The organism is Rhizobium sp. KNZ2-6A, from assembly GCF_056755475.1.
In genome coordinates this window covers 1-23,950 of sequence record NZ_JBNDIC010000071.1, presented here as the reverse complement: position 1 = coordinate 23,950, position 23,950 = coordinate 1, and the positions used below count along the sequence as shown (strand labels likewise).

Here is a 23,950-nt window from a genome sequence, read left to right as displayed (position 1 = left end):
AGCTTTATCGCTACTAGTGGTTTATAAGGCAACGAGAAGACAGGATGAACGATATTTATTGCAATCAAGAAAATCTCTACCTAAGGCGGACGCGAGCAGAGTTCTACTTCGCCTGTCGAAAGCGGTATTGTCTGGCGGTCGTCGATCCTGTTTACGGACCATGACGTATTTCTGACCAACTTCTCGAAGGTCGCGCCGCAGGTCATGCTGGTGCCGGCGATGTCCTATGCCTTTCTCGGCCTTTATCTCCTGAGCATCCGCGAGCCGGTGGTGGCCTGGCAAAGGCACTGCGTACTAGGCACAGCACCACGCTGGCCGTGCAGGATGCGGCGCCCTTCGTGCTTATCTGCTTTGTTGGGTTGTTTCTCCCGTCTCAGGTCATTCCGCTGGCCGGCCGCATCGCCGCGCATACCAGCGAGTGGGCCGTGGAGACCGCATCGTCGCGGGCGGGCGGCTGGTGGCAGTCCGCGTCTCGCCAGACGACCGGATCCGGTCCGGCGGTCGGCCGAATAGGGCAGGCCGACGGTGTCACTGCACCGGTACAGGGCGGCTTGATGGGCATACCGCTCGACGATCAGCGCCGCACGGCCAGCGTCACGCGGCAGCGCAAGAACCGCTAGCGATCAATGCCCGTCGCGTCTCGGCAGCCCGGTCTTGGAACCGCAGGAGGTGCGCACGATGAGGTTGGTCTGCAGCACGATCCGCCGGCTTCGCGAGCCGGCCTTTCCGGCAATGCGCTCCAGCAACAACTGCGCCCCAAGCTTACCGAACAATTCGGCGGGCTGATCAACCACTGTCAAAAACGGGGAAAGCACCGCGAGGTGCTCGATGTCATCGAAGCAGACCAAAGCAATATCATCCGGCACGGTCATTCCACGCTCCCGCAATGCCTGCATAGCGCCAACGGCCGTCATGTTATTCACGGCGAAGATGGCTGTCGGCAAGGGTCGGAATGACAGCACTTGCTGGGCGGCACGGTATCCGCCGATTTGGTCGACTGTCGCACGCACAACCAGATCGTCGCGATATGGAATGCCATGTGTTGCCAGAGCGTTGCAGTAGCCTTGCAGGCGCTCGCGCCCAGTATAGGTGTCTTCGGCGTCGCTGAGATGCGCTATCTCGCGGTGCCCTAGGGCAATCAGATGCTCGATCAGCCCCTGTGCGCCTGCCGCATTGTCCGCGACCAGCAGGTCACAATCGACACCCGGCAGTTCGCCGTCGATCAAAGTGATTGGAAAATTTCGCCGCAACAAGGATTGAACTTTATGGCGCGAATGATTGGACGCCGGTGCCAACAACAATCCTTCGACGCGATGTGACACCAAGTCGTCAATATATTCGCGCTCCAGCCTGAGGTCTCCTTCAGTATTGCAAAGCAATATCCGGTATCCCCCCACACGCGCAGCGATCTCAGCCCCGCGTGCAAGCGCAGAATAAAAGGGATTTGCGACGTCGCGCAAGATCAGGCCGATAGTAGAGGTCTTTTGATGTGTCAGGCTGCGGGCGACCCGATTGGGAATATAGCCAAGCGCTTCGATGGCATCTTCGACTTTGCGGCGGGTGCCTGGATCAACGCTGACTGCACCGTTGATAATCCGTGAGACCGTCATGGCCGACACACCCGCATAATTTCCAACGTCGCGCAATGTAACCGACAATTCCGAACTCCCGATGTTAAAACATCAAAATAATGTTACATACCATAAAGGTGTGGCCGTGATTATAATCGTAGCTGGTTTTACGGGCAAGTTTTTCTCTGCAAGATTTCGCGGAAATGAAAGGAATACAGGGTATTTTTGATCAAAATGGACATCGTCGGTTCCATTGCTTGACAGAGGTGTTATCGATGGTTACCGGTAACACGCGGAGGGGCTTGTTGAAGTCGAACATCTGACTTGGCTGCGGCTTGCTTTAATTGCTGATGATGCGGCGGCTTTCAAAATATTGTTGTGGGTTGCAACAAGGGAGGAAATTCATGTTGCGTAGACTGCTAATCGGAACAATGCTCACATCGGCCCTCGCGACCGGGCTGGTCGCGCCGAGCTATGCGGCCGACGATTCCGTCGAGGTTCTGCACTGGTGGACGTCCGGCGGCGAAGCCGCGGCGCTCAACGTGCTCAAGAAGAAGCTCGAGAGCGAGGGCATCACCTGGAAGGACATGCCGGTGGCTGGCGGCGGCGGCGAGCAGGCGATGACCGCGCTTCGTGCTCGCGTCACCGCCGACGATCCGCCGACGGCCGTGCAGGCGCTGGGCTTCGACATCACCGATTGGGCCAAGCAGGGCGTGGTCGGCGATCTCGGCGAAGTGGCCAGCAAGGAAGGTTGGGACAATGTGATTCCCACCGCGCTCCAGAACTTTGCCAAACATGACGGCAAGTGGATCGCCGCTCCGGTCAACGTCCACTCCACCAACTGGGTGTGGATCAACAAGGCCGCCCTCGACGCCGCCGGCGGCAAGAAGCCCCAGAACTGGGACGAATTCGTCGCCATGCTGGATAAGATGAAGGCCAATGGTATTACGCCGCTCGCCCATGGCGGCCAGGCCTGGCAGGACGCGACCCTATTTGATGCTGTCGTGCTCTCGCTCGGCACTGACTTCTACAAGGCGTCGATGATCGACCTCGATCCGGCCGCGCTCGGCGGCAACAAAATGGTCGAGGCCTTCGACCGTATGGCGAAGCTGCGCACCTATGTCGACGACGACTTCTCGGGCCGCGACTGGAATCTGGCCTCGGCCATGGTCATCCAGGGCAAGGCCGGCGCGCAGATGATGGGCGACTGGGCCAAGGGCGAGTTCCTCAAAGCCGGTCAGAAGCCCGGCCAGGATTTCGTCTGCATCCGCTTCCCCGGCACGCAGGGCGCCGTCACCTTCAACTCCGACATGTTCATGATGTTCAAGGTCGACAACGACAAGAAGGCGGCCCAGCTCCAGATGGCATCGGACATCGAGAGCCCGGACTTCCAGTCGTCGTTCAACGTGGTGAAGGGCTCGGTACCGGCGCGCACCGACGTGCCGGATACCGCCTTCGACGATTGCGGCAAAAAGGGCATTGAGGACTTGGCGAAAGCCAATGCCGACGGCAAGCTCTTCGGCTCGATGGCGCATGGCTACGCCGTTCCGGCGGCGATCAAGAACGCCATGTATGACGTCATCACCCGCCACTTCAACGGCGAGATGGACTCCAAGGAGGCCGCCAAGGAGTTGATCGACGCCGTGGATGCCGCGAAAGGGTGAGGCGCCGGTTTGCGCAGCAAATCCATCGTGCCGGCGGTACGATGAAATGCCGAAAACGCCTAGAGCTGCGAAGCAGCGGGAATCCGGCCGCACTAACGCAAACTGTCCCTATCCGTCTGCCCACCTTCTTCCCGTGCCCAACGGGGAGAAGAGACACGCGGCGACAGAAATATCCCTCTCCCCGTTCTTCATGGGGAGAGGACAAGGGTGAGGGACAACGCACCCTTCATCGCAATCGCTGGAGAAGCCGATGACCCAGACACAAGCGGAGATCGCGCCTGTCCTCACGCGGACCAGCCGCGCGCCCAGGGAAGTATTGCAGGACCTGTTGCCGAAGATCGTGCTGGCGCCGAGTTTTGCGCTCATCCTGGTCTTCGTCTATGGCTTCATCGTCTTCACCGCCTTCCTGTCATTCTCCAGCTCCAAGATCCTGCCGGACTTCTCGACATGGGTCGGCTTCAGCAACTATGCGCGCCTATTCAATCATCCGAACTGGACCACGTCTCTCAAGAACCTCGCCATCTTCTCGATCCTCTACATCGTCATCTGCAGCGTGATCGGCCTGGCGCTCGCCATCTTCCTCGACCAGAAGATCCGCTGCGAGGGCCTGCTGAGGCCCGTCTATCTCTATCCGATGGCGCTCTCCTTCATCGTCACCGGCGTCGCCTGGAAATGGTTCCTCGACCCCGGCATCGGCCTAGAGAACATCATGCATCAGATCGGCTGGGAGAGTTTCTCCTTCCGCTGGATCAAGCAGGGTGACATGGCGATCTACACCATCGCCATCGCCGCCATTTGGCAATCATCTGGCTTCGTCATGGCGATGTTCCTCGCCGGCTTGCGCGGCGTCGACAACGAGATCATCAAGGCCGCTCAGATCGACGGCGCCTCCACTATGGCCATCTACCGGCGCATCATCATTCCGCTGATGCGCCCGGTCTTCCTCTCGGCCCTCGTGGTGCTCGCGCACCTGTCGATCAAGTCCTACGACCTGGTCGTGGCGATGACCGACGGCGGCCCCGGCACCGCGACATGGACCCCGGCCTTCTTCATGCAGAAATTCACTTTCGGCCGTAACGAGATGGGCATGGGCGCGGCCTCGGCGATCGTCATGATGATGATGATCTTCGCCATCATCGTCCCCTATCTCTACTCCGAATTGGGAGGGCATAAGAAATGAGCGCCCAGGTCCAGGACAACGCGACCCGCAATGGCGTCTTCGTCCGCGCGGCGATCTATGCGGTGCTGATCCTCTTCGCGGTCTACTACCTGCTGCCGCTCTATGTGATGCTGGTGAATTCGCTCAAGCCGCTGAGCGAAATCCGCCAGGGCAACATGCTGGCGCTGCCGCATGAGTGGACGATCGCCCCCTGGCGCTCGGCATGGTCGACGGCGCAGATAGGCGTTTCGCCGACCGGGCTGAAACCCTATTTCATCAACTCGATCCTGATGGTCGTTCCGGCCGTCGCGATCTCCACCATGCTCGGCGCGCTGAACGGCTACGTACTGACCAAATGGCGCTTTCACGGCGACAACATGGTGTTCGGCATGATACTTCTTGCCTGCTTCATTCCCTTCCAGATCGTGCTAATCCCGTCGGCGCGCATCCTCGGGTTGCTGCACCTTGCCGGCACCGTCCAAGGGCTGGTGCTGATCCACGCGATCTACGGCCTCGGCTTCACGACGCTTTTCTTCCGCAACTACTACGAAGCCTTCCCAACCGAATTGATCCGGGCGGCGCAGATCGACGGCGCCTCCTTTTTCCAGATCTTCCGGCGCATCCTGCTGCCGTCTTCTGGACCGATCATCGTGGTGACCGTCATCTGGCAGTTCACCAATATCTGGAACGACTTCCTGTTCGGTTCATCCTTTTCCTCGGTCGACTCCATTCCGCTGACGGTGGCGTTGAACAATCTGGTGAACTCGTCGACCGGCGTGAAGGAGTACAATGTTCATTTCGCCGGAGCGATCCTCGCCGCTCTTCCCACCCTCATCGTCTATATCGTCTCGGGACGCTACTTCGTGCGCGGTCTGATGGCCGGCGCGGTGAAAGGCTGAAGCGCATGTCCTTTCTGAAAATCGACAACCTGCAGAAATCCTTCGGTATCGCCCGTATCCTGAAAGGGGTGTCGCTCGAGATCGAGGAAGGCGGCTTTCTTGTCCTCGTCGGTCCGTCCGGCTGCGGTAAGTCCACCCTGCTCAACACAATCGCCGGGCTGGAATCGATCACCGGAGGCGAGATCAGGATCAATGGCCAGCGTATCAACGACCTGCATCCGTCGAAGCGTGATATCGCAATGGTCTTCCAGTCCTACGCGCTCTACCCGAACATGACGGTGGCTGAGAACATCGGCTTCGGCATGGAGATCCGCGGTGTCCCCAAGCCTGAGCGCGAGAAGGCCATCGCTGACGTCGCGCAACTACTGCAGATCGACCATCTGCTGGACCGCAAGCCGAGCCACCTCTCCGGCGGGCAACGCCAGCGCGTCGCCATGGGCCGCGCGCTCGTACGCAATCCGCGGGTCTTCCTCTTCGACGAGCCGCTGTCCAACCTTGACGCCAAGCTCAGGATCGACATGCGCACCGAGATCAAGCGCCTGCATCAGCGCATGGGAACGACCATCGTCTACGTCACCCACGACCAGATCGAGGCCATGACGCTGGCGACAAAGATCGCCGTCCTGAAGGACGGCGTATTGCAGCAGTTCGGCACGCCCGCCGAGATCTACAACAACCCTTCCAACATGTTCGTCGCCGACTTCATGGGCTCACCCGCGATGAACCTTGTGCCTGCAACCATTGGCCAGAGCAATGGCAAGCTGGTGGTGCAGTTGGAGCGGGTTAAATGCCAGCCGATCCGGCTGCCGCTCGACAAGGCGCCCGACGGGCTGGCCGCCTTCAAGGACAAGCAGGTCGTGTTCGGTATCCGCCCCGAGGCCCTGACCGATCCCGAAGGCGCTGACCAGAATGCCAAACAACTGGTCAACGCCGACTGCCAAATAGAGGTGGTTGAGCCCGCCGGTTCCGATACCTTCGCGGTCACCAATCTGGGCGGCAAGGGCGTGATCGCCCGTCTGCGGGCCGACGCTCGCATCAAGCCAGGCGTCACCGCGCAGCTCACATTCAACTTGAGCAAAGCGCTGTTCTTCGATCCCGAGAGCCAAAAGTCGATTCTCTAATCATCCAGTTGGCATGTTAAGCGATATCCAAAATCATGAATGGCTAAGCAATTATGGGCCTCGTTTCGCTGAACGGAGCGTGCATAGGCGATGGCTGCTGCAACAGGCGATGCGCCAATTTGCGTTTTTTAAACATGCAGGAGTCAATTCAGCCGGAGGCTTCTTTGCCTTGGATGAAAATGGCCAACCACTGCCGGTCAAGACAGCACGGTCCGGTGTCGAACGAACGCTACCGCAGACGACGCGTATGGTGCACTGCTTTGCACTGGCGCATCTTTTAGGGCTGCCTGGTGCTGACCGGATCATCAATCACGGGATGACCTTTCTATTGTTGCGTCATCGCGATCCGACCCATGGGGGATATTTTTGGGGTGTCGACGATATCGGTCCGACGCAGGACAGCAAGCAAGCTTACGGTCACGCCTTCGTGCTGCTTGCCGCATCATCGGCTAAAGTAGCTGGTCACGCCAGTGCTGCTCGTTTATTGGACGATGCTTATGGAGTCCTGCGGAGCAGGTTTTGGGATTCGGCGGTCGGAGCCGCAAAGGAGGAATACACCGCCGATTGGCAGATATGCAGTTCCTACAGGGGCCAAAATTCTAATATGCACCTCGCCGAAGCGCTGATGGCAGCCTATGAAGCCACGGAGGATCGCGAATTCCTTTCGATGGCTCAAAGCATAGCGGAGCTGATAATCGACCGGCATGCTCGTCGTCTGGGCTGGCGGGTTGCCGAGCATTTCGACGATGGCTGGAATATTGATCCCCACTATGCTGGCGATCCCATGTTTCGGCCACGCGGAACGACGCCGGGTCATGCACTGGAATGGAGTCGCCTGCTGATCCAGCTCTGGGAACTTGGGGGTCGCGAAACCCATTGGATGCTTGAGGCCGCCAAGGCACTTTTTGCAAACGCTGTTCGCACAGGATGGGACAATCAGGCTGGAAGTTTCTTCTATACGCTAGACTGGAATGACAAGCCCGACCACCGAGGTCGGTTCTGGTGGCCATGCGCCGAAGGCATCGCTGCTGCAGCCGTTCTTGGCGCGGTGACAAACGAACCTTTTTACGAACTGTGGTATCGTCGCATCTGGGGTTTCGTTGAAAACTATTTCATCGATCGGGAAAACGGCAGCTGGCGCCCTGAGTTGGACGAGGAATTCCGCGCTACGAACGAGATATTCGTGGGGCGTCCGGATTTGTATCACTCGATCCAAGCCTGCTTGGTTCCACTTGTTCCGACTACCGGCAGTGTCAGTAAGAATTTGCCCTTCGTGTTGTGATAACCGCGACCGAAACTTTTATGCGCCTCATCCAATACGCCAATCCCGAGATTCCTTCGGCAAGGGGTCGGCTCTGGCTGGGGGCTGAGGAGCGGATCGGTTATCGTGCGAAGGGCCCAGTGCTCTTTTTTGGCCGCTGGCTGTAACAAAAGCCTCGCGCTTGCCGAATATGTCTTCAGTGATCGAAACCGGGCTGCCTTTCTCGCTGCTCTAAAATTAGGCAATTCCATAGCTGCCTAGAGGTTGGCTAACGTCTTCGGTTACGCATCGGTTGCTCATTGTAACGATATAACTTCTGACAATATTGCGGGTGCGGGCATGCTGGATTTCAAAACCGTTCCAGAACGGATGTATGAGGCGGCGTTCCTGCCGGAACTCTGGACGCCGTTGCTTGATGACATCGCCGTGGCAACCGGATCAGCGGAAGGGGGGATCGGGCTGTACTGGCCCGTGCAGCGAGGCATCGAAACGTCCTCCACTATTTCCCAACGCGCTCCGTGGGCACAACGGCCTGAGGAGATCGTGAATTGGATGAGGCATGTCCGCTCCGGTCCGTATCTGAATATCGGCTTTTTCCAGCTGGACCCCTTCAGCGGCGATTGGTCGGAATTGCCCGATTTCGAACGGCGGCTGAATGAACATAAGCAAAGGGGATTGGGAGTCCAGGCAGGTACCATCCTCGAGCTGTTCAATGGCGAGATCATCACTCTGGAATTTACGCGGCGGCTGAATGATCCCCGTTATGAAGACGCTGTCATTGCGAGGCTCAAGGGTATCGACATCGCCTTTCGCCACGCCGCTCTCTTCGCTTCTCGCCTACAATTCGAACGCGCACGTTCCAGCGTCGATATACTCGATGCATTCGGCCTGCCTGCCGCGTTGATAAACTCTGTGGGACAGGTGCTGTACGCCAACACGCTGTTCGAAAATGCGGACCCGTATTTCCAGAAGGCACCCAAGGGACAGCTGACCGTGAGAGCTTCCGATGCTTTGCGCAGGTCGTTCGCGCAGGCCTTGGAGCGGTCAGCAATTCAAAGCGTGCAGATGGCGATGCCGTCCCAAGACGACTCGATTGCCCCGGTCGTCATTAACTTCATGCCGATGTGCCGGGATGCGCGTTCCATCTTTTCAATGGACTGCAGCGTGATGATGCTCAGTCCGATCATGAGGGATAATGGCGTGCCCCGGTCTGAGGTCGTCGCAATGCTGTTTGGGCTGACTCCAGCGCAGGTGCGCCTTGCGACTGCGCTCGCTGCCGGTCTTTCTCTTCGTGACTGTGCAGCCAAAAACAATATCAGTGTGGGAACCGCGCGCGCTTATCTCATTCAAGTCTTTGCCAAGACGGGGACCAAGCAGCAAAGCGAACTTGTCAGCCTGTTGAAGAGCATTAAGACCCCCTGAACATCTGAGGACACCTTGTCTGGGGATTTCGTTGTCAAGGGCCCTTTGCACTGGTTTGTGGCAATGTGATCAAGAGAGTCTTCTCGGGACGGTTGGTCACTGCCCTTGCATTGGTCCGCGAGCATCATATTCGAGGGGAGCCTGCCTTTGGGCGTATCGATTGCGCCGCAACCTTGTATTCGGTGAGTGTTCGAGAGACCCGGACCTTGAAGCAGTCAGTGGCTTCGGCAGGCAGGCTCCGAGGCGGCAGGCCCATTCTCATGATGGCAGATAACGCCATGGTGTCCATCGGGACACCGCCACCTCGAATCGATACACCCGGAACAGCGCCAACGGCTTCGTCTTTTTCGGCAAGGGCGGCGAAATCGCCACCAACCGGATTGATGATCAGGAGGTTTCCGCCCTGGCGCTGCATCTGCTGCAGGCATCGCTCGTCTATGTAAACACCCGCATGCTTCAGACCGTGCTGGTGGAACCGAAATGGGCAGGCTGGACGACGCCGGAAGATTATCGCGGTCTCACGCCGCTGATCTACAGCCACGTCAATCCTTACGGCCGGTTCGACCTTGATCTGGACAGCCGGATTGATTTCGGGCGGCTCGCCGCCTGAATCGACCGAAACGAAAGTTGTTGCAATAATCTGCCGCGAAAACTTAATTTTAATCGGGATATTCGCGAAACTGAACGCCTCGCTCTACGCACATGCTCTATTTCGCCGGTGTAATACACGGAAGAAAACGAGCCCGAGGGTGATAGCAACCAAGTTATAGATCGTCGCGACCGCGAAAGCTGTGCCATAAGCATCAGCGGCTCCAACGCCGGTTGTCGCTTCAGCGCCGCTTTCGTGGATGACGCCGAACAAGATGGCGCCGACGATCGTCACGCCGAAAGCCGAGCCCGCTGTTTGGATGGTGCTGAACATGCCGGACGCCATCCCGGCCTCGGCGTTGGAAACGGTGCTCAGAACCACGTTGAGCAGGAGTGGAATGACGATCCCCTGACCAAGCCCTTGCAGGATTACGGAAAGCGTCAACGCCGAAGCTGTCCCGCCGGCAAGGCCGGCCGTGATCGCGATCAGCAAGCCCAAACCGAACAGTCCCATGCCGTAGGTCAGAGCCCGAGGCTGCTCATTCGTAAAACGAGCCGAGACGAGAGACCCGACGAAGAAGGCTAACGTGGACGGCAGAAACAACATAGCTGCCCGTAACGGAGTCTGGCCGAGACCGATCTGCAAAAAGATCGTCAGCGACAAAGAGAAAGAGCTGACTGCCGAGAAAAACAGAAATGACGCCAGCATGCCGAAGACGAAACGTTCATTGCTGAATAGCGAAGGATCAATGATCGGGATGCCGCCACGCCGTCTCACGCGGCTTTCATAGGCAATGAAAGCACCGAACAAGGGCACGGATGACGATAGCCCGGTGATTACCCACCACGGCCAATGCTGCTCTTGCCCCACCATGGCGGGCATCAGTAGCGCCGTGAGTGCTGCTACGCCGAGGAGCGCTCCCAAGAGGTCGAGTCTCGCCGGCGCAGCTTCTCTCGTTTCGACGATGAACCATCTCCCCGCAACGAGCGCGTAGGCGGCGATCGGCAGGTTGACGAAAAAGATCAGGCGCCAGCCGAGGCTACCGACGTCAAAGGCGAGCAGGCAGCCGCCAAGAAGTTGCGATGCCGCACCGGCAATACCCTGTACTGCGCCCATTACGGCAAAGGCGCGCCGGCGCTCTTCACCGTCGAACAGCAGTCGTACCGATGCATAGATCTGCGGCATCAGAAGGGCTGAGCCGACACCCTGCAACGCCCGCGATGCAATGAGGAGCGGAGGCGACGAAGCAAGGCCGCACAGAAAGGAGGCGAGTGCAAAGATCGCCATGCCGAAGAGAAACAGCCGCCGCCGCCCGTAGAAGTCGCCTAACCGTGCGCCATTGAGCAGCATCGCGCCATAGGAGACGCTGTAGGCCACCATGATGATCTGCAATTCGGCATTGGTCGCGTGCAGGTCGCGCTGAATATCGGGCAATGCGATATTGACGATGAAGAGATCGAGGATCGGGACGAAATTTCCAGCAAGAAGCACCGCCAGCGATGAATTCGCTCCTGCCCACCGTTTATTCTCGTGCGCCAACGTCATCTTCATTTTCTCCCGCGGGCATCGGCCCCATATCGGAAACGATATCTAGTCTCCAATACCGATCAATCAGGCAGCGTGGATATTCATAAAGGACAAAATTTCCTTTATGATCCGATCATGGATAGTCTGAGCAGTCTTTCCTCCTTCGTTCACGCCGCTGAACAGCACAGTTATGTGGCGGCCGCACGTGTTGCCGGCGTCTCACCGTCGGCAATCGGCAAGGCCGTCGCCCGTCTGGAAAGCCGGCTCGGTGTACGGCTGTTCAACCGGACAACGCGCAGCATCAGCCTGACGGAGGAAGGAGCGGCGTTCTACGAGCGATGCAAGCGCATCATTGACGATCTTGAAGATGCTGAGGCAAGCCTCACAGAAAGCCGGAAGCGTCCGAGAGGACGCCTGCGTGTCAGTGTGCCCCACATCGTCGGACAGCATCTTTTGATGCCGGCTCTGCTCGACTTCACCGAGCGATTTCCCGATGTCGAACTGGATATCGACTTCGAGGATCGGGTTGTTGATCTGGTGGCTGAAGGACTAGATATTGCCATTCGCAGCGGAGAACTGGCCGATACCAGTCTGATCGCCCGTCGCCTTGGTGAGCAGCATTTTGTCGTTTGCGGAAGCCCCCGCTATTTCGACCACCATACCCTGCCAATGTCGCCGGCGGACCTCGCCGGGCATTCCTGCATCCATTTCAAATACCCGACAAGCGGGCGTCTGGCTACTTGGGCCTTTACTGCTCCCGACGAGCGGACGATCCTGCCGAAGAGCCTGATCTTCAACAATACGGACGCCGGCTTGCGTGCCGCACTGGGTGGGATGGGTATCGCCCACCTGCCGGTCTATGTCGCAGCGTCGCATGTTCACGCCGGAACACTGATTCCCGCGCTGACCTCATACATGGTGCCGTTTGGTTCTTTGTCTCTGGTCTGGCCATCTAGTCGCCAGTTGTCGCCGAAGGTTCGGGCCTTTGTGGATTTCGTGACCGGATATTGCGCAGCCCGACCAGACACGTTCCAAACGGGGGCGGCGCTATCGCGAGTATCCTGATTTTCCAGCTCAGATTGCACCGGGCCGAAATTGTTCGGCGATTCTTGTCGCAAAAGTTCCCTGATTGACGGGGATTTTTGCGACAGCTCGGCGTCGCTGTCGTTTCGGGTATCCCCGTGATGAACACCGCCCATGAACAGGTCGAGCTCGCAAAATCCTGTTTATTTTGAGTCTGAAACGAGATATTGAACAAATCGCCTTGATGGCACACCCAAATTGAACAGTTTGCAACGGTGTAGTGCATGCCTCGTATCGGATATGCCCGCACTTCCACCACGGACCAGAACCTTGCCGCACCGGTCGCCGCGCTTAGAAACGCTGGCTGCGATGTCATCCGTGAGGAGCGGAAAAGCGGCGGCTCGCTCGAGGGCAGGCCGCAACTGATGACCATTCTCGACTTTATCCATGCCGGCGAAACCCTCGTCATCACGCGCATCGACCAGTTGGCCCGATCGCTACGCGATCTTCAGGTCATAACCGATAAGCTCAAGGCCAAGGGCGCACATCTGTTTGCCACCGAGCAGCCTGTCGATACTTCCACAGCCGCCGGCAAGGCGTTCTTCGACATGCTCGGCGTGTTCGCCGAGTTCGAAACCAACCTACGGCGCGAGCGACAGGCTGAGGGGATTGCCGCTGCTAAGAAACGTGGCACTTACAAAGGTCGCCCGCCCAAGATTGATCGCGCCGAAATCTTGTTGCGGTTGCAACGGGGACATGGACCCAGCAAGATCGCCCGCGAGCTTGGTATATCGCGCGGCACCATCTACCAGGTGCGCAAAGGCTGTTCCGAATAACCCCGCCAAACGCCGCTGTTCATCAATCGTTCTTCAACTTGGCCAAAATCGCTTCGAACCGACGGGGCCGATTACGCGCCAACAATACAACCGTTTCGTCATGCCCCGAAGCAGGCGCATGCCCAAGCTGGGCAATTCTAGCCTTTTCAATAGCCGTGATTTGATCGCGCAGCATTGAGAGCCGAGCCATGTCACGCCGCATCTCTTCGAACATATTCGGCGGAAGCGGCTCTCCTTCCGGAGTGCGCAGGTCCGGCAATTTCTTCTGCGCCCGGCGAAGCTCGGGTTTGAAGCCACGGATGCCGAGCCGAGCCAGCGCCCCTTTCATGCGATTGACTATCCGCGTTTTCTCGCTGACTAGGTTCTCCCGCTCGCGGCTCGGCCGCTTGGCATCCTCTTCTGCCAGGGATGGGATTGCCACCATACCGCAGTGGCCACGCTCGCCACGCAGCCAGCCGAGGAACACGCGCATCAACATGTCCGTGTCTAGCCTGTCGGTTTTCGCCCGTCGATGTTCGCGGTTCACGGCTACGCTGGTCGGAATGGATGACATGGGCCTCAACACCTCGCTTCTCCAGCCACAGGGCCAGCCAGAAGCCATCTCGCCCGGCCTCGAGGGCCAGCGCAACCCGATCAGTCGCTGTCCCAGTAGCCCCGGATTGATGGTCGGTTGCCGCAGTCCAACGTCAGACAGAAGCCAAGGTAAGGCAAAAGCCTTGAAATGCTCACTGCCGATGCGGATCTCGTGAAAAGCATGACGCGCAGGGCGGCACGCATATCAAATGCTAGCAGAAAATCGCTTCCAGCCTATGTAGCGTTTGATGATCGCGGCGAGTCTAGCCATCGAGTTGAGATCAAGACTGGAAGCTATTGGTGAAACAACGCTGCGGTAAGGACGGAATTCTTTTGTGATTCGAGTGCAACGCTGACATGGTAACCGGCCGGACAGATCGAGTGATCATCCCGACGACACGAAGCTCTGCCCAGGTCATGGAGTGCCACGATTGCGGGCTGCTCCATGATGTGCCGCCGCTTTGCGACGGCATGCGGGCGCGCTGTTCGCGCTGCGGGGCCACCCTGGAACATTATCGGGCCATTTCGCTGAGCCACGCTTATGCCTATAGCTGGGCCGGCGCGATCTGTTTCGTCATGGCCAATTTCCTGCCCTTCATCAAACTCGAAATCTCGGGACGCTCACAGATTGCCAGCCTCGTCACCGGCATCAAGGCGCTCTACGATCAGGGCCTTTGGGAACTGGCTATCGTCGTTGCCTTCACCATGCTAGTGGCGCCCGGCCTGCAGATCCTCTCCCGCATCACGATGCTGTCCGGGCTGAGGATGAAGCGCCCGCCACGCTGGCTGCCGCTTGTTCATCGCTGCTCCTCTTTCTTCGGTCGCTGGGCGATGATTGAAGTTTATATGCTCGGGCTTCTCGTCGCCTATGTAAAGCTAATCGATCTTGCGCGTGTCGATCTCGGCCCCGCCGTGCTCGCGGTGGTGGCACTAATGCTGGTGATGGTGGCGACCGGCACCCTCCTGGACGATGAAACCATCTGGCGCAGCTTTGCGCGCAAGGGTTTAGCTCCTCAGCCCCCGAGGGTGGATCCAAGTCGCCCAACAGCCGTGTGCGAATCCTGCTGGCTCGTTTCCAATCTACCAGATTCCGGCCATGGCACAGCCTGTCCGCGCTGCTTGGCGCCCCTGCATCGACGCAAGCCTAACAGCATCACCCGGACCTGGGCGCTGCTGATCACAGCCACTATCCTTTATATCCCGGCCAATCTCTTTCCGATCATGACGGTGATCTCGCTCGGGCGTGGCGAGCCCGACACCATCATCAGCGGCGTCATCGCTCTCGCGGATGCTGGCTTGTGGCCGCTGGCCGCCCTGGTCTTCTTTGCTTCGATCCTGGTTCCGATGCTGAAATTGCTGGGCCTGACGACGCTGCTGATCACCACCCAGCGCGGCTCGACCTGGCGTCTGCGCGACCGCACGGTGCTTTACCGGATCATCGAATTCGTGGGACGCTGGTCGATGATCGACATTTTCATGATCTCTATTCTGGTCGCCCTTGTGCAACTGGGCGAGATCGCCACCATCACGCCCGGCATCGGTGCGATCGCCTTTGCCAGCGTGGTCATTATCACCATGCTTGCCTCCGAATCATTCGACCCACGACTCATGTGGGATGTCACGTGCTGTGATACGGGAAAGAAGGGCCATTGACTGACTCCGACACCTCCAACAACGGCAGTGGCACGGCAACGCCGGATATCGATCCGCGCCGCCGTCGCCGCCCATCCGCGATTTGGCTCGTCCCGTTAGTAGCCGCCGCCATCGCGCTCTATCTGGGTTGGGTCACTCTATCGGAGAAGGGTCCGGAGATCACCATCGCCATGCGCACAGCGGAGGGGCTGGAGCCTGGCAAGACCCAGATCCGCTACAAGGCTATCGTCTTCGGCACGGTGAAGAGCATTTCCCTTGCTCCGGACAACAGCCATGTCGTGGTCACCGCCGAAATGACCAAGCAGGCCGAACCGCTGATGCGCGGGGGCACCTTGTTCTGGGTCGTCAGGCCGCGCCTATCGGCAAGCTCCGGTATCTCCGGTCTTTCGACCATCGTCTCTGGCGTCTATATCGAGTTCGATCCCGGCAACCCCGGCACGACCGCCAGCAGCTTCGTCGGCCTGGAGCTTCCTCCCGTCATTCCGACCGACGCGCTCGGGACAGAATTCGTCCTGAAAACCGCCCAGATCGGTTCAATTAGCGCTGGATCGCCGATCTTCCATCGCGGTATCGAGGTCGGCCAGGTCCTCGGTTACGATTCCTCCAATCTTGTCGACGGCATCAACATCCGGGCCTTCATCAGGGATCCCTACGACAAGGAAGTGCGTGTGGGCACCAGTTTCTGGAATGCGTCGGGCGTCTCTCTCACCACAGGCCCCCAAGGCTTTCGGCTGCAGCTCGATTCCATCCAGGCCCTGCTCGCGGGTGGTATTGCCTTCGACACGCCGGTTAGTTTGGTTTCGAGTGAACGTGCCGCCGCCAGGACCGTTTTCACCCTCTATCGGGATCGAACCAGCGCCGACGAAGCCAAATATACTATCCGTCACAGATATCTGGTCTATTTTGATTCTTCGGTTGGCGGCCTTGCCGCCGGCTCCAACGTTGAGTGGCAGGGCCTCAAGATCGGGCAGGTCGTCGATGTCAATCTGCAATATGACTTCCTTAAGAATCTGCCGCGCGCGCCCGTCGTGATTGAGCTTGAGCCGCAACGCATCCGGTTTGTCGGCACGGACAATCCGATCGATCCCGAGACCGTGTTGAAGTTGCTGGTCGCCAAGGGCCTGCGTGCCGAGATCAAGACAAGCAACTACCTGACAGGGCAGAGCGTGGTGTCGCTCACTCTCGATCCCAAGGCCGGGCCGGCGGAACTGGGCACCGGCGATACCTATCCGGTGATCCCGACCAGCCCGAACCAATTCGATTCCGCCCTACGCTCCGTTAACGACATCCTCGATCGCATCTCGAAACTGCCTTTGGACAGATTGGTGGTCCAGGCCAACGACACCATGAAATCGTTCCAGGATCTGGCGGCCGGGCCGGAAATCAAGGAATCGCTCCGCTCGCTCGCCGCTGCCCTCACGTCCGCGCAGGAACTGATCGATAAGGCCAAGACCGATCTCGCTCCGGCCATTCAGAAGCTGCAGCCGGTGCTCGACACTACCGAGCAATCGATGAAGCGCATCAACACTACTCTGGGCTCCTTCGACCAGGGTTATGGCGGTTCGTCCGTCTTCAAGCGCGACCTCACGCGCCTGATGTCACAGGTCGACGACGCAGTGCGGTCCATCCGAGTACTGACTGACTATCTTGAACAGCATCCCGAATCCCTGATTCGGGGCAAGACCAGAGGAAGCAACTAATGCCGTTCTCCACCTTTCGCTGTTCGAAACGCATCCACAGGCGGATCTTGGCCCTCGTGAGCCCTGGCCTGACCCTCGCCTTGCTCGCGGCCTGCGCCTCGCCGGATGTCACGATCTACACCCTGGCCGCCCAGGGCGGGCAAAGGGTCGCGGGCCGTCCGGTCTCGCTTTTGATTGAAACGGTGGATATCGCCAAATATCTCGATCGGCCGCAGCTGGTGCGGCGCTCCGGCGATGTTCAGCTCGGCGTCTCCGAGTACGAACGCTGGGGTGAATCGCTGAGCTCCATGGTGCAGCGCGTCCTGGCCGAGGATTTGCGCAGGCGCCTTCCCCCCGGCTCGCTGGTGACCACCAGCCAAACAGTGTCGGGCAAGGAACCGGCGACGCTGGAACTCTCGGTGAGCCGTTTCGACGCCAATGCCGAGGCCGTGGTCGTCCTGGAGGCTCAATGGCGGTTGTATTACCCAAATGGGGGACGCAGCGCGTTGGCCCAGGCCAATATAGCCGTGGTGCCTGTCGACGTCGGCGCGCGCGCCCAGGTTGCGGCGATGAGCTTAGCCCTCGATCAGCTCGCCGGACATATCGCCGCCAAACTGCGCTGACGGACGCGGGCTCTGTCATGGAACCATCGTGAAGGCGGCTCTGTTGATGGCATGGATGCCCCCTCCCGCCGGCATCGCAATGTGCCAATGTGATGGGCATTGAAGACATCACGGAAAGAGAGAGCATCCATGTCGAAAGTTACCATCATTGGAATTGACTTGGCAAAGCGGGCTTTCCAATTCCACGGCGAAGGCTCAAATGGGTCAGTCTTGTTTCGCAAGAAACTTTCTCGTGGTCAGGTTTTGGCTTTCGTTGCCGGGCATCCCAGGTGCGTTATTGCGATGGAGGCCCGCGCGACCGCCCATGGCTGGGGTCGCGAGTTCGGCTCGGTTTCGCGGAGAAACCAACAGCCGAAGCTCACACGCGATGATACGGCATGAACGCTCGGATGGCTGCGACTGAGAGCACGAGATCCGGCATTGCGATTGTTAGCGCTCCGATATTGAAATCAATGCAAGGAATTCCACATGGCCAATCAGCCCGTCACCACCCGCATCGTGCTTGCCTCCCGTCCCGTTGGAAAACCGGTGGCAGCGAACTTCCGGCTTGAACGGGAAACCTTGCGGGATCTCGACGAAGGCGAGGTTCTTCTGCAAATCCTTTATCTTTCCCTCGACCCCTATATGCGAGGTCGCATGGACGACGCGAAATCCTATACCGCCGGTCGAAATTGGCGGCGTGATGGAAGGCGGAACCGTCGCGCGCGTGGTCAAATCGCGCAATACGGAATTCACGCCGGGGGACATCGTCCTCTCCCATTCCGGCTGGCAGAGCCATGCGATCTCAAACGGCGCGGGATTGCGCAAGCGGGGCTGCGCAATATCGCACGACCCAAAGCCGGAGAGACATTGGTCGTTGCCGCCGCAAGCGGCGCGGTCGGCTCCACTGTCGGGCAGATCGCCAAGATCTTTGGTGCACGAGTAGTCGGGATCGCAGGCGGCCCGGACAAGTGCCGCTATATCCACGACGAGCTCGGTTTCGATGCAGCGATCGATCACCGGGCCGGCGAATTTCAAGCCCGGCTTGCGTCGGCTTGTCCGAACGGCATCGACATTTACTTCGAAAATGTCGGCGGGCACGTCTGGAATGCCGTGTTTCCACTGCTGAACGATTTCGCGCGCGTGCCGATCTGCGGACTGATCGCACATTATAACGAAGATCCGTCCACTTCGCGCGGATCGGACCAGCTGCCAGCGGTCATGCGCGCCATCCTCAGAAAGAGCCTGACCATCCGGGGTTTCATACAGCGTGAATTCGCTGATCAGCGCCCCGATTTCTATCGCGAAGCCGAAAAATGGATTGCCGAGGGGCGCCTCAGATACAAGGAGGACATCGTGGATGGGCTCGAAAACGCTCCGGAAGCTTTCCTCGGGCTGCTGGAAGGGCAAAACTTCGGTAAGCTGGTCGTGCGTGTCGCACAGAGCTAATCGCGGCAAAGGCGGCATCAGAGACGGCGGCTATCCGTCCATCAACGACGTCTTTGCCATGATCAGCACCCTCTCGTATTCGGCAAGCGCGCCAAACGCCATGCGAATTCGTCGTGTCGATCGCTTCCGTCAAAGAGCGGAAGGCAGCCCCGCGTATCTTCGATCCTCAACGATCCGGATCAGGTGGGGGAGCGACTGGCCCAGATGGTCGAGCTTCCAAACGACCAGCACGTCACCTTCGCGCAATTTTCCAAGGCACGCCTTCAGCCCCGGCCGATCGTCGCGCCGGCCCGAAGCGCGATCCTGATGCAGGTGTCCCTGATCGACCCCAGCCGCGAGCAGGGCGTCGCGCTGCAAGGCAACCAACTGACGCTCGTCGGCGTTCGATACCCGCATGCAACCGATCAGCATGTATGACAAACCTCAAATTTTGTTTTGTCGCGCACTCACACAATGGGGCGGGGCTTGGGGTGCGAAAAATCAGGGGTCAGCGTCATCGATTTCGCTCAATCGAGCCCCCGCGCGAAAACATCTGTTTTCCATTACACTTTATTCGAACGAAGGGCTTGACCTGGAGTGCACTCTAGCAAGTAGCCTGCTCAATGGTACAGATCGGTGACGAGGAAGCATGAGGATTGGTGAACTTGCCCAACGGTCGGGATTGTCGATTTACACGATCCGATACTACGAGAAGATTGGTCTGTTGCCCAACGCTGACCGTGGTAGCTCAGGACGGCGCGATTACAATGTTTCCATCCTGAAATGGATTGACTTCGTGGCGCGCTTGAAAGCGTCGGGAATGCCTATCAAGGACATCATTCGCTACGCAGCGCTTTGGCAACAGGGTGTTGGTACGGAATTCGAACGTAGAAGGCTTCTCGCGGCACAGGGCAAACAGGTTCGACTTCGAATTGCAGAGCTAAATTCATGCCTCGACGTCATCGAAGAGAAGATTCTGGACCTCCTGAAGCTAGAGCAAGGATAAGCCACCATGGCCGTCTATATCATTTCTGATGTTATCCCTCAGGAAGAAGAAGCGTGGGAAGAGTATGTACGACTCGCGCCACCTACTATCGAAAAATACGGCGGCCGCTTTCTTGCGCGGGGGGGTCCCATACGATCGTTGGAAGGCAAATGGGCTCCGCAGGCAATTATCTTGGTCGAGTTCCCTGACAATGCCGCTGTCGAGCAGTGGTATACCTCGCCCGAATATGCTGAGGCGTTGAAGGTTCGAGACAAAGCATTACGCCGAAATCTAATCAGCGTTGAGGGTGTATAGTCAACACCAGCCCAAACCTCCATCCTGATAGCTTCCGGGCCCCTCGGACCCAATGACCCGTCGTTCCCTGCCAGTTCGGGAGATCGTGAGTAGCATGGGATTTGTCCGTGCCACTAACCAGACGAATAACGATGACGCAGACGAAGTTCGTTGGGCTTGACGTTCACAAAGAGACGATCACTGTTGCGATCGCCGATTCAACACGAGATGGCGAAGTACGCTTTTACGGAACGATCCCGAACACGCCAGACATCGTGCTCTTCAACACCTTGCTCTAGCAATTGAATGTTCCCTTCGAGCTGCTTGGAACATCGATCGATGGTAAGCGACAAGCCGAGGCCGTTCAGGCTGTGTAGTTCCATATGTGGACGGCTCCCACTTGCAAGTGATTTTTACAGATATTTTGATCGGATCGCTTGCTTCCATATGTGCGGCCTTTTCGTGTGGTCGCACATGACCACTGGCCAAAATGGTTTCCGCAACGCATATTCCTAACACGGCAACGCCTTGAAAGGCCATTGGAACCAACGGAATATCACGAGTCTTGGATCGATCGATCGCACCACCTGTTTTTCTCTTGCAAGTTCACAGCATCAGCTCAACACGATAGCGTTCTTTTCTGCTCACCGTGATGGTCAATTCCTATGTTGCTTGCGTTTGCTCTGCTGGCCGCCGATACGCCTCGCCACTCACCATGAGCTTCCAGGCCACACGGGCAATCTTGTTGGCGAGCGCCACCGCGACCAGCTTCGGTTTCTTCCTTTGCAGTAGCTCGGTGAGCCATCGGGAAGCATGCCTGCTTCGGCCTATTTTGACGTGCTGAAGAAGCGCAATGGCACCGACCACCAATATGCTCCTCAGCATTTCGTCACCAGCACGTGTAATCACCCGTAATCTGACCTTGCCTGCGGTCGAATGGTCTTTGGGCGTGAGTCCTATCCAAGCGGCAAAATCGCGACCCGACTTGAACATTCAACAGCGATGCGCCGACCAGCCCGACACCCGGAATTTCGGCCAGGTGCCCGCTGCTCATCGGAACGATGCAACGCGATCAGCATCTCGTCGACGGCTTTCGTTTCGGCAAGCAAGTCTCGATACTCGACGCCATGCATGGCAAAAAGCTCACGGGTCAATTCAGGCAGGGATTGATCCGCCGCGATCCGCTCCAGCAAAGGTTCGATGCGACACATGCTAGTGGCTGCCACGATGCCGAACTCCATGGCAAGCCCGCGTATGGCATTGGCAAGCTGCGTTCGATTGCGAATGAGTCTCTCTCTCGCAAACCGACCAGCATCAACGCCGCCTGCTGGTCAGCAGTCTTCACCGGCACGAACCGCATGGTAGGTCGGCTCATCGCCTCACGCAAAGCCTCCGCGTCCGCCGCGTCGTTCTTGCCGCGTTTTGCATACGGCTTCGCCAACTGAGGCGCGATCAATTTCACCTCGTGCCCAAGGATCCTAATAGCCTCGCCCAATGATGAGAGCCTCCGCAGGCTTCGAGTGCAATCGTGGTTGGTGCCGCTTTCTCGAAGAAGTTCACCATCTCCCTACGCGAAAGCTTCTTGCGAAGGACTGGTGCTCGACTGCGTTCACACCATGCAATTGGAAAATGTTCTTTGACGTATCAATGCCAATTCTGATAATCTGTTCCACGGACGGTATCCCTCGATTGAGCTTTCAACGAACTCATTCTGGCACATTGCGATGCCGTTGGGAGCCGTCCAACCCAACACGGCATAAGGGCGCCTCAACGGCCGCGTTGCGCGCTCCAAAGAGCCAGAAGGCCGCTCCCCGATATCCAGAAGCCGGAACCCACCGCGGTTCATAGGCACGGCCAGCAGAAACCCGGGCATGGATACGCCGAATCACAGCGACGAATGGACCAGCGTAATCAGGCCAGCTATCTCGCTCCGCCGCGCCCGCTTCGTTGCAAGATTGCAACGAATGCTGGCGTTCAGCGCGTGCCGGGCGACACTCAGTCGCGAAGCAACGGCACCCCTATCAAATGGTGGTTGTCGGAGTGGCACTCTAAAGGCACCGAAAGCCCTCAATGTGTTCATCCTGAGGGGGACTATCTTGTTGATGCTTGGCAACCTGTGCAATACGGACAATTCTCGGCCGTTTTCGCGTTCGCGCAATCGGCGCGTCATGGCGGCCCTGCGTATGGCGCATCGGGTGCTGGGCATCAATCGCAAGAATCTTGGATTGGGGCAGCTCGGAGCAGGTGGCGGCGCAACATCCGCTGGAACACTCTTTCGCGGCCTGCATGTTGTGGCCGTCGGCTTCCTGGCAGCATTGGCGGTGCCCTCGATCGCCTCGGCCCAGACGGCGATTACATGGACTGGCGGCGCCGGCAATGGCGATCTGAATAATGCAAATAACTGGAGTCCCGTTAGATCGCCTACGGGTAATAATGATGCGACTTTGGGTGCGCGGACTGCCGGCCAGACAACCCAACTTGGCAATACCGGCACAGCAGATTTTCAGATACGGTCACTCACATTTGCAAGCGGAGCGCCTGCGTATACCATTACTGCCTCAGGTATCGTTACCTCAGGGGTGGGCGGCGTGACACTCGGTGTCTCTAACCCCATGGCGGGCGGGGGCCCCGGCGCGCTCAACGATAACCCGATCAACAATCAGTCGGGTGTCACCCAGTCTTTTGTTGTCAACACAGGCAGTAGATTGAATGTGTGGGGCAATATTCTGGGGTCGAATAACTTCACCGTCAAAAGTGGCGGCAACTTCCGGATATTTGCAGGCGGCGATGCCAGTAATTCGCGCCTGATGATGGAGACCGGAGCGAATGCTTTTTTTGCGTCTGTTAGGGGTGTAACGACGCTCGGCTCTCTTTCGGGAGACGGCAAGATCACGTTTCAAGGGGGCCCGGCCTATTCTGTAACGCAGACCCTGAAAGTCGGCGGGCTCAACGAGCCTACAACGTTCGCGGGTGTCATCGGTGAAGCTAGCGGAATCAAAGGCTCGCTTGAAAAGGTTGGCACTGAAACCCTCACGCTGACGGGGGCAAACACCTATACCGGGTCGACCACCATCACTGGCGGCAAGCTCGCCGTCGCCGGCGCGGGCACGCTCGGGGTGAACAGCGACGTCACGGTGAACGCGACGGGCGCGAACACCGGGCTTGATATCAGTGGCGCGACCAATAACCAGACCATCGGTTCGCTCACCACGGTGGCGGGCAGCACGGTCAATATCGGTGCCAAGAACCTGACCTTCGGCGATGAGCAGAACACCACGATCGCCGGCGCCGTCACTGGCACGACTGGCGGCCTGATCAAGGCCGGCACGGGCACCACGACCGCGACGGGCACGCTGGATTATTCGGGCGACACCGTGATCAACGACGGCAAGCTTCTCGTGTCCGGCCCTGGCAAGCTCGCGGCGAACAGCTCCGTGACGGTCAATGCGATCGGCGCCAACAAGGGGCTCGATATCAGCGGCGCGACCAGCCCGCAGACGATTGCCGGGCTGAACACCGTGGCTAACAGCACGGTCAATCTCGGCGCTCAGGATCTGACGTTCGGCGGCAACAATATGGCTGGCACCATCGCCGGCGCCGTCACTGGCACGACTGGCGGCCTGATCAAGGCCGGCACGGGCACCACGACCGCGACGGGCACGCT

19 protein-coding genes and 6 pseudogenes are annotated in these 23,950 nt (G+C 58.5%); 19 read left to right on the top strand and 6 right to left on the bottom strand.

The annotated features are described in order from the left end of the window. Positions 1-338 precede the first annotated feature (338 nt). Positions 339-620 carry a hypothetical protein gene (locus ACPYOP_RS30085; RefSeq protein ID WP_481413898.1) on the top strand — a complete coding sequence of 94 codons (282 nt, stop codon included), beginning with the start codon at positions 339-341 and terminating at the stop codon, positions 618-620. Between the two features lie 3 nt (positions 621-623). Here ACPYOP_RS30085 and ACPYOP_RS30080 read toward each other — a convergent pair whose 3' ends face one another. Then, entirely contained in the window at positions 624-1,658 is a 1,035-nt protein-coding gene (locus ACPYOP_RS30080) for a LacI family DNA-binding transcriptional regulator (protein WP_481413897.1), read from the bottom strand. Positions 1,659-2,002: 344 nt separating this feature from the next. Between ACPYOP_RS30080 and ACPYOP_RS30075 the strand changes: the two genes are divergently transcribed. From ACPYOP_RS30075 to ACPYOP_RS30050, 6 genes are all read left to right on the top strand, one after another. Next, on the top strand, positions 2,003-3,235 hold the full coding sequence (locus ACPYOP_RS30075) for an ABC transporter substrate-binding protein (protein ID WP_481413901.1): 1,233 nt from the start codon (positions 2,003-2,005) through the stop codon (positions 3,233-3,235). Between the two features lie 250 nt (positions 3,236-3,485). Continuing rightward, on the top strand, positions 3,486-4,415 hold the full coding sequence (locus ACPYOP_RS30070; protein ID WP_481413896.1) for a carbohydrate ABC transporter permease: 930 nt from the start codon (positions 3,486-3,488) through the stop codon (positions 4,413-4,415). Beyond that, positions 4,412-5,293, top strand: a complete 882-nt coding sequence (locus ACPYOP_RS30065; protein WP_481413895.1) for a carbohydrate ABC transporter permease — start codon at positions 4,412-4,414, stop codon at positions 5,291-5,293. Before ACPYOP_RS30070 ends, ACPYOP_RS30065 begins: the two co-directional genes overlap by 4 nt. Before the next feature lie 5 nt (positions 5,294-5,298). Continuing rightward, the gene (locus ACPYOP_RS30060) at positions 5,299-6,414 is read left to right on the top strand and encodes an ABC transporter ATP-binding protein (RefSeq protein WP_481413894.1); all 1,116 of its coding nucleotides are present in this window, start codon (positions 5,299-5,301) and stop codon (positions 6,412-6,414) included. Between the two features lie 109 nt (positions 6,415-6,523). Beyond that, on the top strand, positions 6,524-7,696 hold the full coding sequence (locus tag ACPYOP_RS30055; protein ID WP_481413893.1) for an AGE family epimerase/isomerase: 1,173 nt from the start codon (positions 6,524-6,526) through the stop codon (positions 7,694-7,696). 318 nt (positions 7,697-8,014) lie between these two features. Next, the gene (locus tag ACPYOP_RS30050; RefSeq protein WP_481413892.1) at positions 8,015-9,097 is read left to right on the top strand and encodes a helix-turn-helix transcriptional regulator; all 1,083 of its coding nucleotides are present in this window, start codon (positions 8,015-8,017) and stop codon (positions 9,095-9,097) included. 124 nt (positions 9,098-9,221) lie between these two features. Here the strand turns inward: ACPYOP_RS30050 and ACPYOP_RS30045 are convergent, their stop codons facing one another. After that, complete coding sequence (locus ACPYOP_RS30045) at positions 9,222-9,512, bottom strand: hypothetical protein (protein WP_481413891.1); 291 nt, start codon at positions 9,510-9,512, stop codon at positions 9,222-9,224. On the opposite strand from ACPYOP_RS30045, the pseudogene ACPYOP_RS30040 reads away from it, so the two are divergent. Next, positions 9,420-9,707 (top strand): annotated as a pseudogene (locus ACPYOP_RS30040) (Tn3 family transposase); the annotation flags it as partial. The gene ACPYOP_RS30045 and the pseudogene ACPYOP_RS30040 overlap by 93 nt on opposite strands. An 84-nt stretch (positions 9,708-9,791) precedes the next feature. Here ACPYOP_RS30040 and ACPYOP_RS30035 read toward each other — a convergent pair. Beyond that, positions 9,792-11,231 (bottom strand): MFS transporter, encoded by a 1,440-nt coding sequence (locus ACPYOP_RS30035; RefSeq protein ID WP_481413890.1) that lies wholly within the window; start codon positions 11,229-11,231, stop codon positions 9,792-9,794. A gap of 117 nt (positions 11,232-11,348) precedes the next feature. Here ACPYOP_RS30035 and ACPYOP_RS30030 point away from each other — a divergent pair, with 117 nt between their 5' ends. Beyond that, on the top strand, positions 11,349-12,278 hold the full coding sequence (locus ACPYOP_RS30030) for a LysR family transcriptional regulator (RefSeq protein WP_481413900.1): 930 nt from the start codon (positions 11,349-11,351) through the stop codon (positions 12,276-12,278). Between the two features lie 242 nt (positions 12,279-12,520). Beyond that, entirely contained in the window at positions 12,521-13,072 is a 552-nt protein-coding gene (locus ACPYOP_RS30025; RefSeq protein ID WP_481413889.1) for a recombinase family protein, read from the top strand. 73 nt (positions 13,073-13,145) lie between these two features. Here the strand turns inward: ACPYOP_RS30025 and ACPYOP_RS30020 are convergent. After that, a pseudogene (locus ACPYOP_RS30020) lies at positions 13,146-13,719 on the bottom strand (transposase); the annotation flags it as partial. 307 nt (positions 13,720-14,026) lie between these two features. On the opposite strand from ACPYOP_RS30020, the gene ACPYOP_RS30015 reads away from it, so the two are divergent. The 5 genes and pseudogenes from ACPYOP_RS30015 to ACPYOP_RS29995 all read left to right on the top strand — a co-directional run bounded on the left by ACPYOP_RS30015 (position 14,027) and on the right by ACPYOP_RS29995 (position 19,028). Beyond that, entirely contained in the window at positions 14,027-15,298 is a 1,272-nt protein-coding gene (locus ACPYOP_RS30015) for a paraquat-inducible protein A (protein WP_481413888.1), read from the top strand. Next, positions 15,295-16,998, top strand: a complete 1,704-nt coding sequence (locus ACPYOP_RS30010) for a PqiB family protein (RefSeq protein ID WP_481413887.1) — start codon at positions 15,295-15,297, stop codon at positions 16,996-16,998. Before ACPYOP_RS30015 ends, ACPYOP_RS30010 begins: the two co-directional genes overlap by 4 nt. Next, complete coding sequence (locus ACPYOP_RS30005) at positions 16,998-17,600, top strand: PqiC family protein (protein WP_481413886.1); 603 nt, start codon at positions 16,998-17,000, stop codon at positions 17,598-17,600. The genes ACPYOP_RS30010 and ACPYOP_RS30005 overlap by 1 nt, the downstream gene beginning before the upstream one ends. Before the next feature lie 129 nt (positions 17,601-17,729). After that, positions 17,730-17,921 (top strand): annotated as a pseudogene (locus ACPYOP_RS30000) (IS110 family transposase); the annotation flags it as partial. A gap of 147 nt (positions 17,922-18,068) precedes the next feature. After that, positions 18,069-19,028 (top strand): annotated as a pseudogene (locus tag ACPYOP_RS29995) (NADP-dependent oxidoreductase). A gap of 129 nt (positions 19,029-19,157) precedes the next feature. Here the strand turns inward: ACPYOP_RS29995 and ACPYOP_RS29990 are convergent. Next, on the bottom strand, positions 19,158-19,439 hold the full coding sequence (locus tag ACPYOP_RS29990; RefSeq protein WP_481413885.1) for a recombinase family protein: 282 nt from the start codon (positions 19,437-19,439) through the stop codon (positions 19,158-19,160). Positions 19,440-19,656: 217 nt separating this feature from the next. On the opposite strand from ACPYOP_RS29990, the gene ACPYOP_RS29985 reads away from it, so the two are divergent. The 3 genes and pseudogenes from ACPYOP_RS29985 to ACPYOP_RS29975 form a co-directional block, all read left to right on the top strand. After that, the gene (locus ACPYOP_RS29985; protein ID WP_481413884.1) at positions 19,657-20,013 is read left to right on the top strand and encodes a MerR family transcriptional regulator; all 357 of its coding nucleotides are present in this window, start codon (positions 19,657-19,659) and stop codon (positions 20,011-20,013) included. A 6-nt stretch (positions 20,014-20,019) separates the two neighbouring features. Then, the gene (locus tag ACPYOP_RS29980) at positions 20,020-20,307 is read left to right on the top strand and encodes a DUF1330 domain-containing protein (RefSeq protein ID WP_481413883.1); all 288 of its coding nucleotides are present in this window, start codon (positions 20,020-20,022) and stop codon (positions 20,305-20,307) included. Between the two features lie 131 nt (positions 20,308-20,438). Beyond that, positions 20,439-20,564: pseudogene (locus ACPYOP_RS29975) on the top strand (IS110 family transposase); the annotation flags it as partial. A 385-nt stretch (positions 20,565-20,949) separates the two neighbouring features. On the opposite strand, the pseudogene ACPYOP_RS29970 reads toward ACPYOP_RS29975, so the two are convergent. Beyond that, a pseudogene (locus ACPYOP_RS29970) lies at positions 20,950-21,959 on the bottom strand (IS110 family RNA-guided transposase). Positions 21,960-22,388: 429 nt separating this feature from the next. Between ACPYOP_RS29970 and ACPYOP_RS29965 the strand changes: the two are divergent. Continuing rightward, positions 22,389-23,950: beta strand repeat-containing protein (locus tag ACPYOP_RS29965; RefSeq protein ID WP_481413899.1), on the top strand; the 1,562-nt coding region annotated here is incomplete at its 3' end.

Excerpts from the sequence above, each read along its gene's own strand:
- ACPYOP_RS30065 (WP_481413895.1), top strand. The coding sequence starts at position 4,412 with ATGAGCGCCCAGGTCCAGGACAACGCGACCCGCAATGGCGTCTTCGTC.
- ACPYOP_RS30060 (WP_481413894.1), top strand. The coding sequence starts at position 5,299 with ATGTCCTTTCTGAAAATCGACAACCTGCAGAAATCCTTCGGTATCGCC.
- ACPYOP_RS30055 (WP_481413893.1), top strand. The coding sequence starts at position 6,524 with ATGCGCCAATTTGCGTTTTTTAAACATGCAGGAGTCAATTCAGCCGGA.
- ACPYOP_RS29990 (WP_481413885.1), bottom strand. The coding sequence starts at position 19,439 with ATGCTGATCGGTTGCATGCGGGTATCGAACGCCGACGAGCGTCAGTTG.
- ACPYOP_RS30035 (WP_481413890.1), bottom strand. The coding sequence starts at position 11,231 with ATGACGTTGGCGCACGAGAATAAACGGTGGGCAGGAGCGAATTCATCG.
- ACPYOP_RS30050 (WP_481413892.1), top strand. The coding sequence starts at position 8,015 with ATGCTGGATTTCAAAACCGTTCCAGAACGGATGTATGAGGCGGCGTTC.
- ACPYOP_RS30005 (WP_481413886.1), top strand. The coding sequence starts at position 16,998 with ATGCCGTTCTCCACCTTTCGCTGTTCGAAACGCATCCACAGGCGGATC.
- ACPYOP_RS29985 (WP_481413884.1), top strand. The coding sequence starts at position 19,657 with ATGAGGATTGGTGAACTTGCCCAACGGTCGGGATTGTCGATTTACACG.
- ACPYOP_RS30075 (WP_481413901.1), top strand. The coding sequence starts at position 2,003 with ATGCTCACATCGGCCCTCGCGACCGGGCTGGTCGCGCCGAGCTATGCG.
- ACPYOP_RS30030 (WP_481413900.1), top strand. The coding sequence starts at position 11,349 with ATGGATAGTCTGAGCAGTCTTTCCTCCTTCGTTCACGCCGCTGAACAG.
- ACPYOP_RS30045 (WP_481413891.1), bottom strand. The coding sequence starts at position 9,512 with ATGCAGCGCCAGGGCGGAAACCTCCTGATCATCAATCCGGTTGGTGGC.
- ACPYOP_RS29980 (WP_481413883.1), top strand. The coding sequence starts at position 20,020 with ATGGCCGTCTATATCATTTCTGATGTTATCCCTCAGGAAGAAGAAGCG.
- ACPYOP_RS30025 (WP_481413889.1), top strand. The coding sequence starts at position 12,521 with ATGCCTCGTATCGGATATGCCCGCACTTCCACCACGGACCAGAACCTT.
- ACPYOP_RS30070 (WP_481413896.1), top strand. The coding sequence starts at position 3,486 with ATGACCCAGACACAAGCGGAGATCGCGCCTGTCCTCACGCGGACCAGC.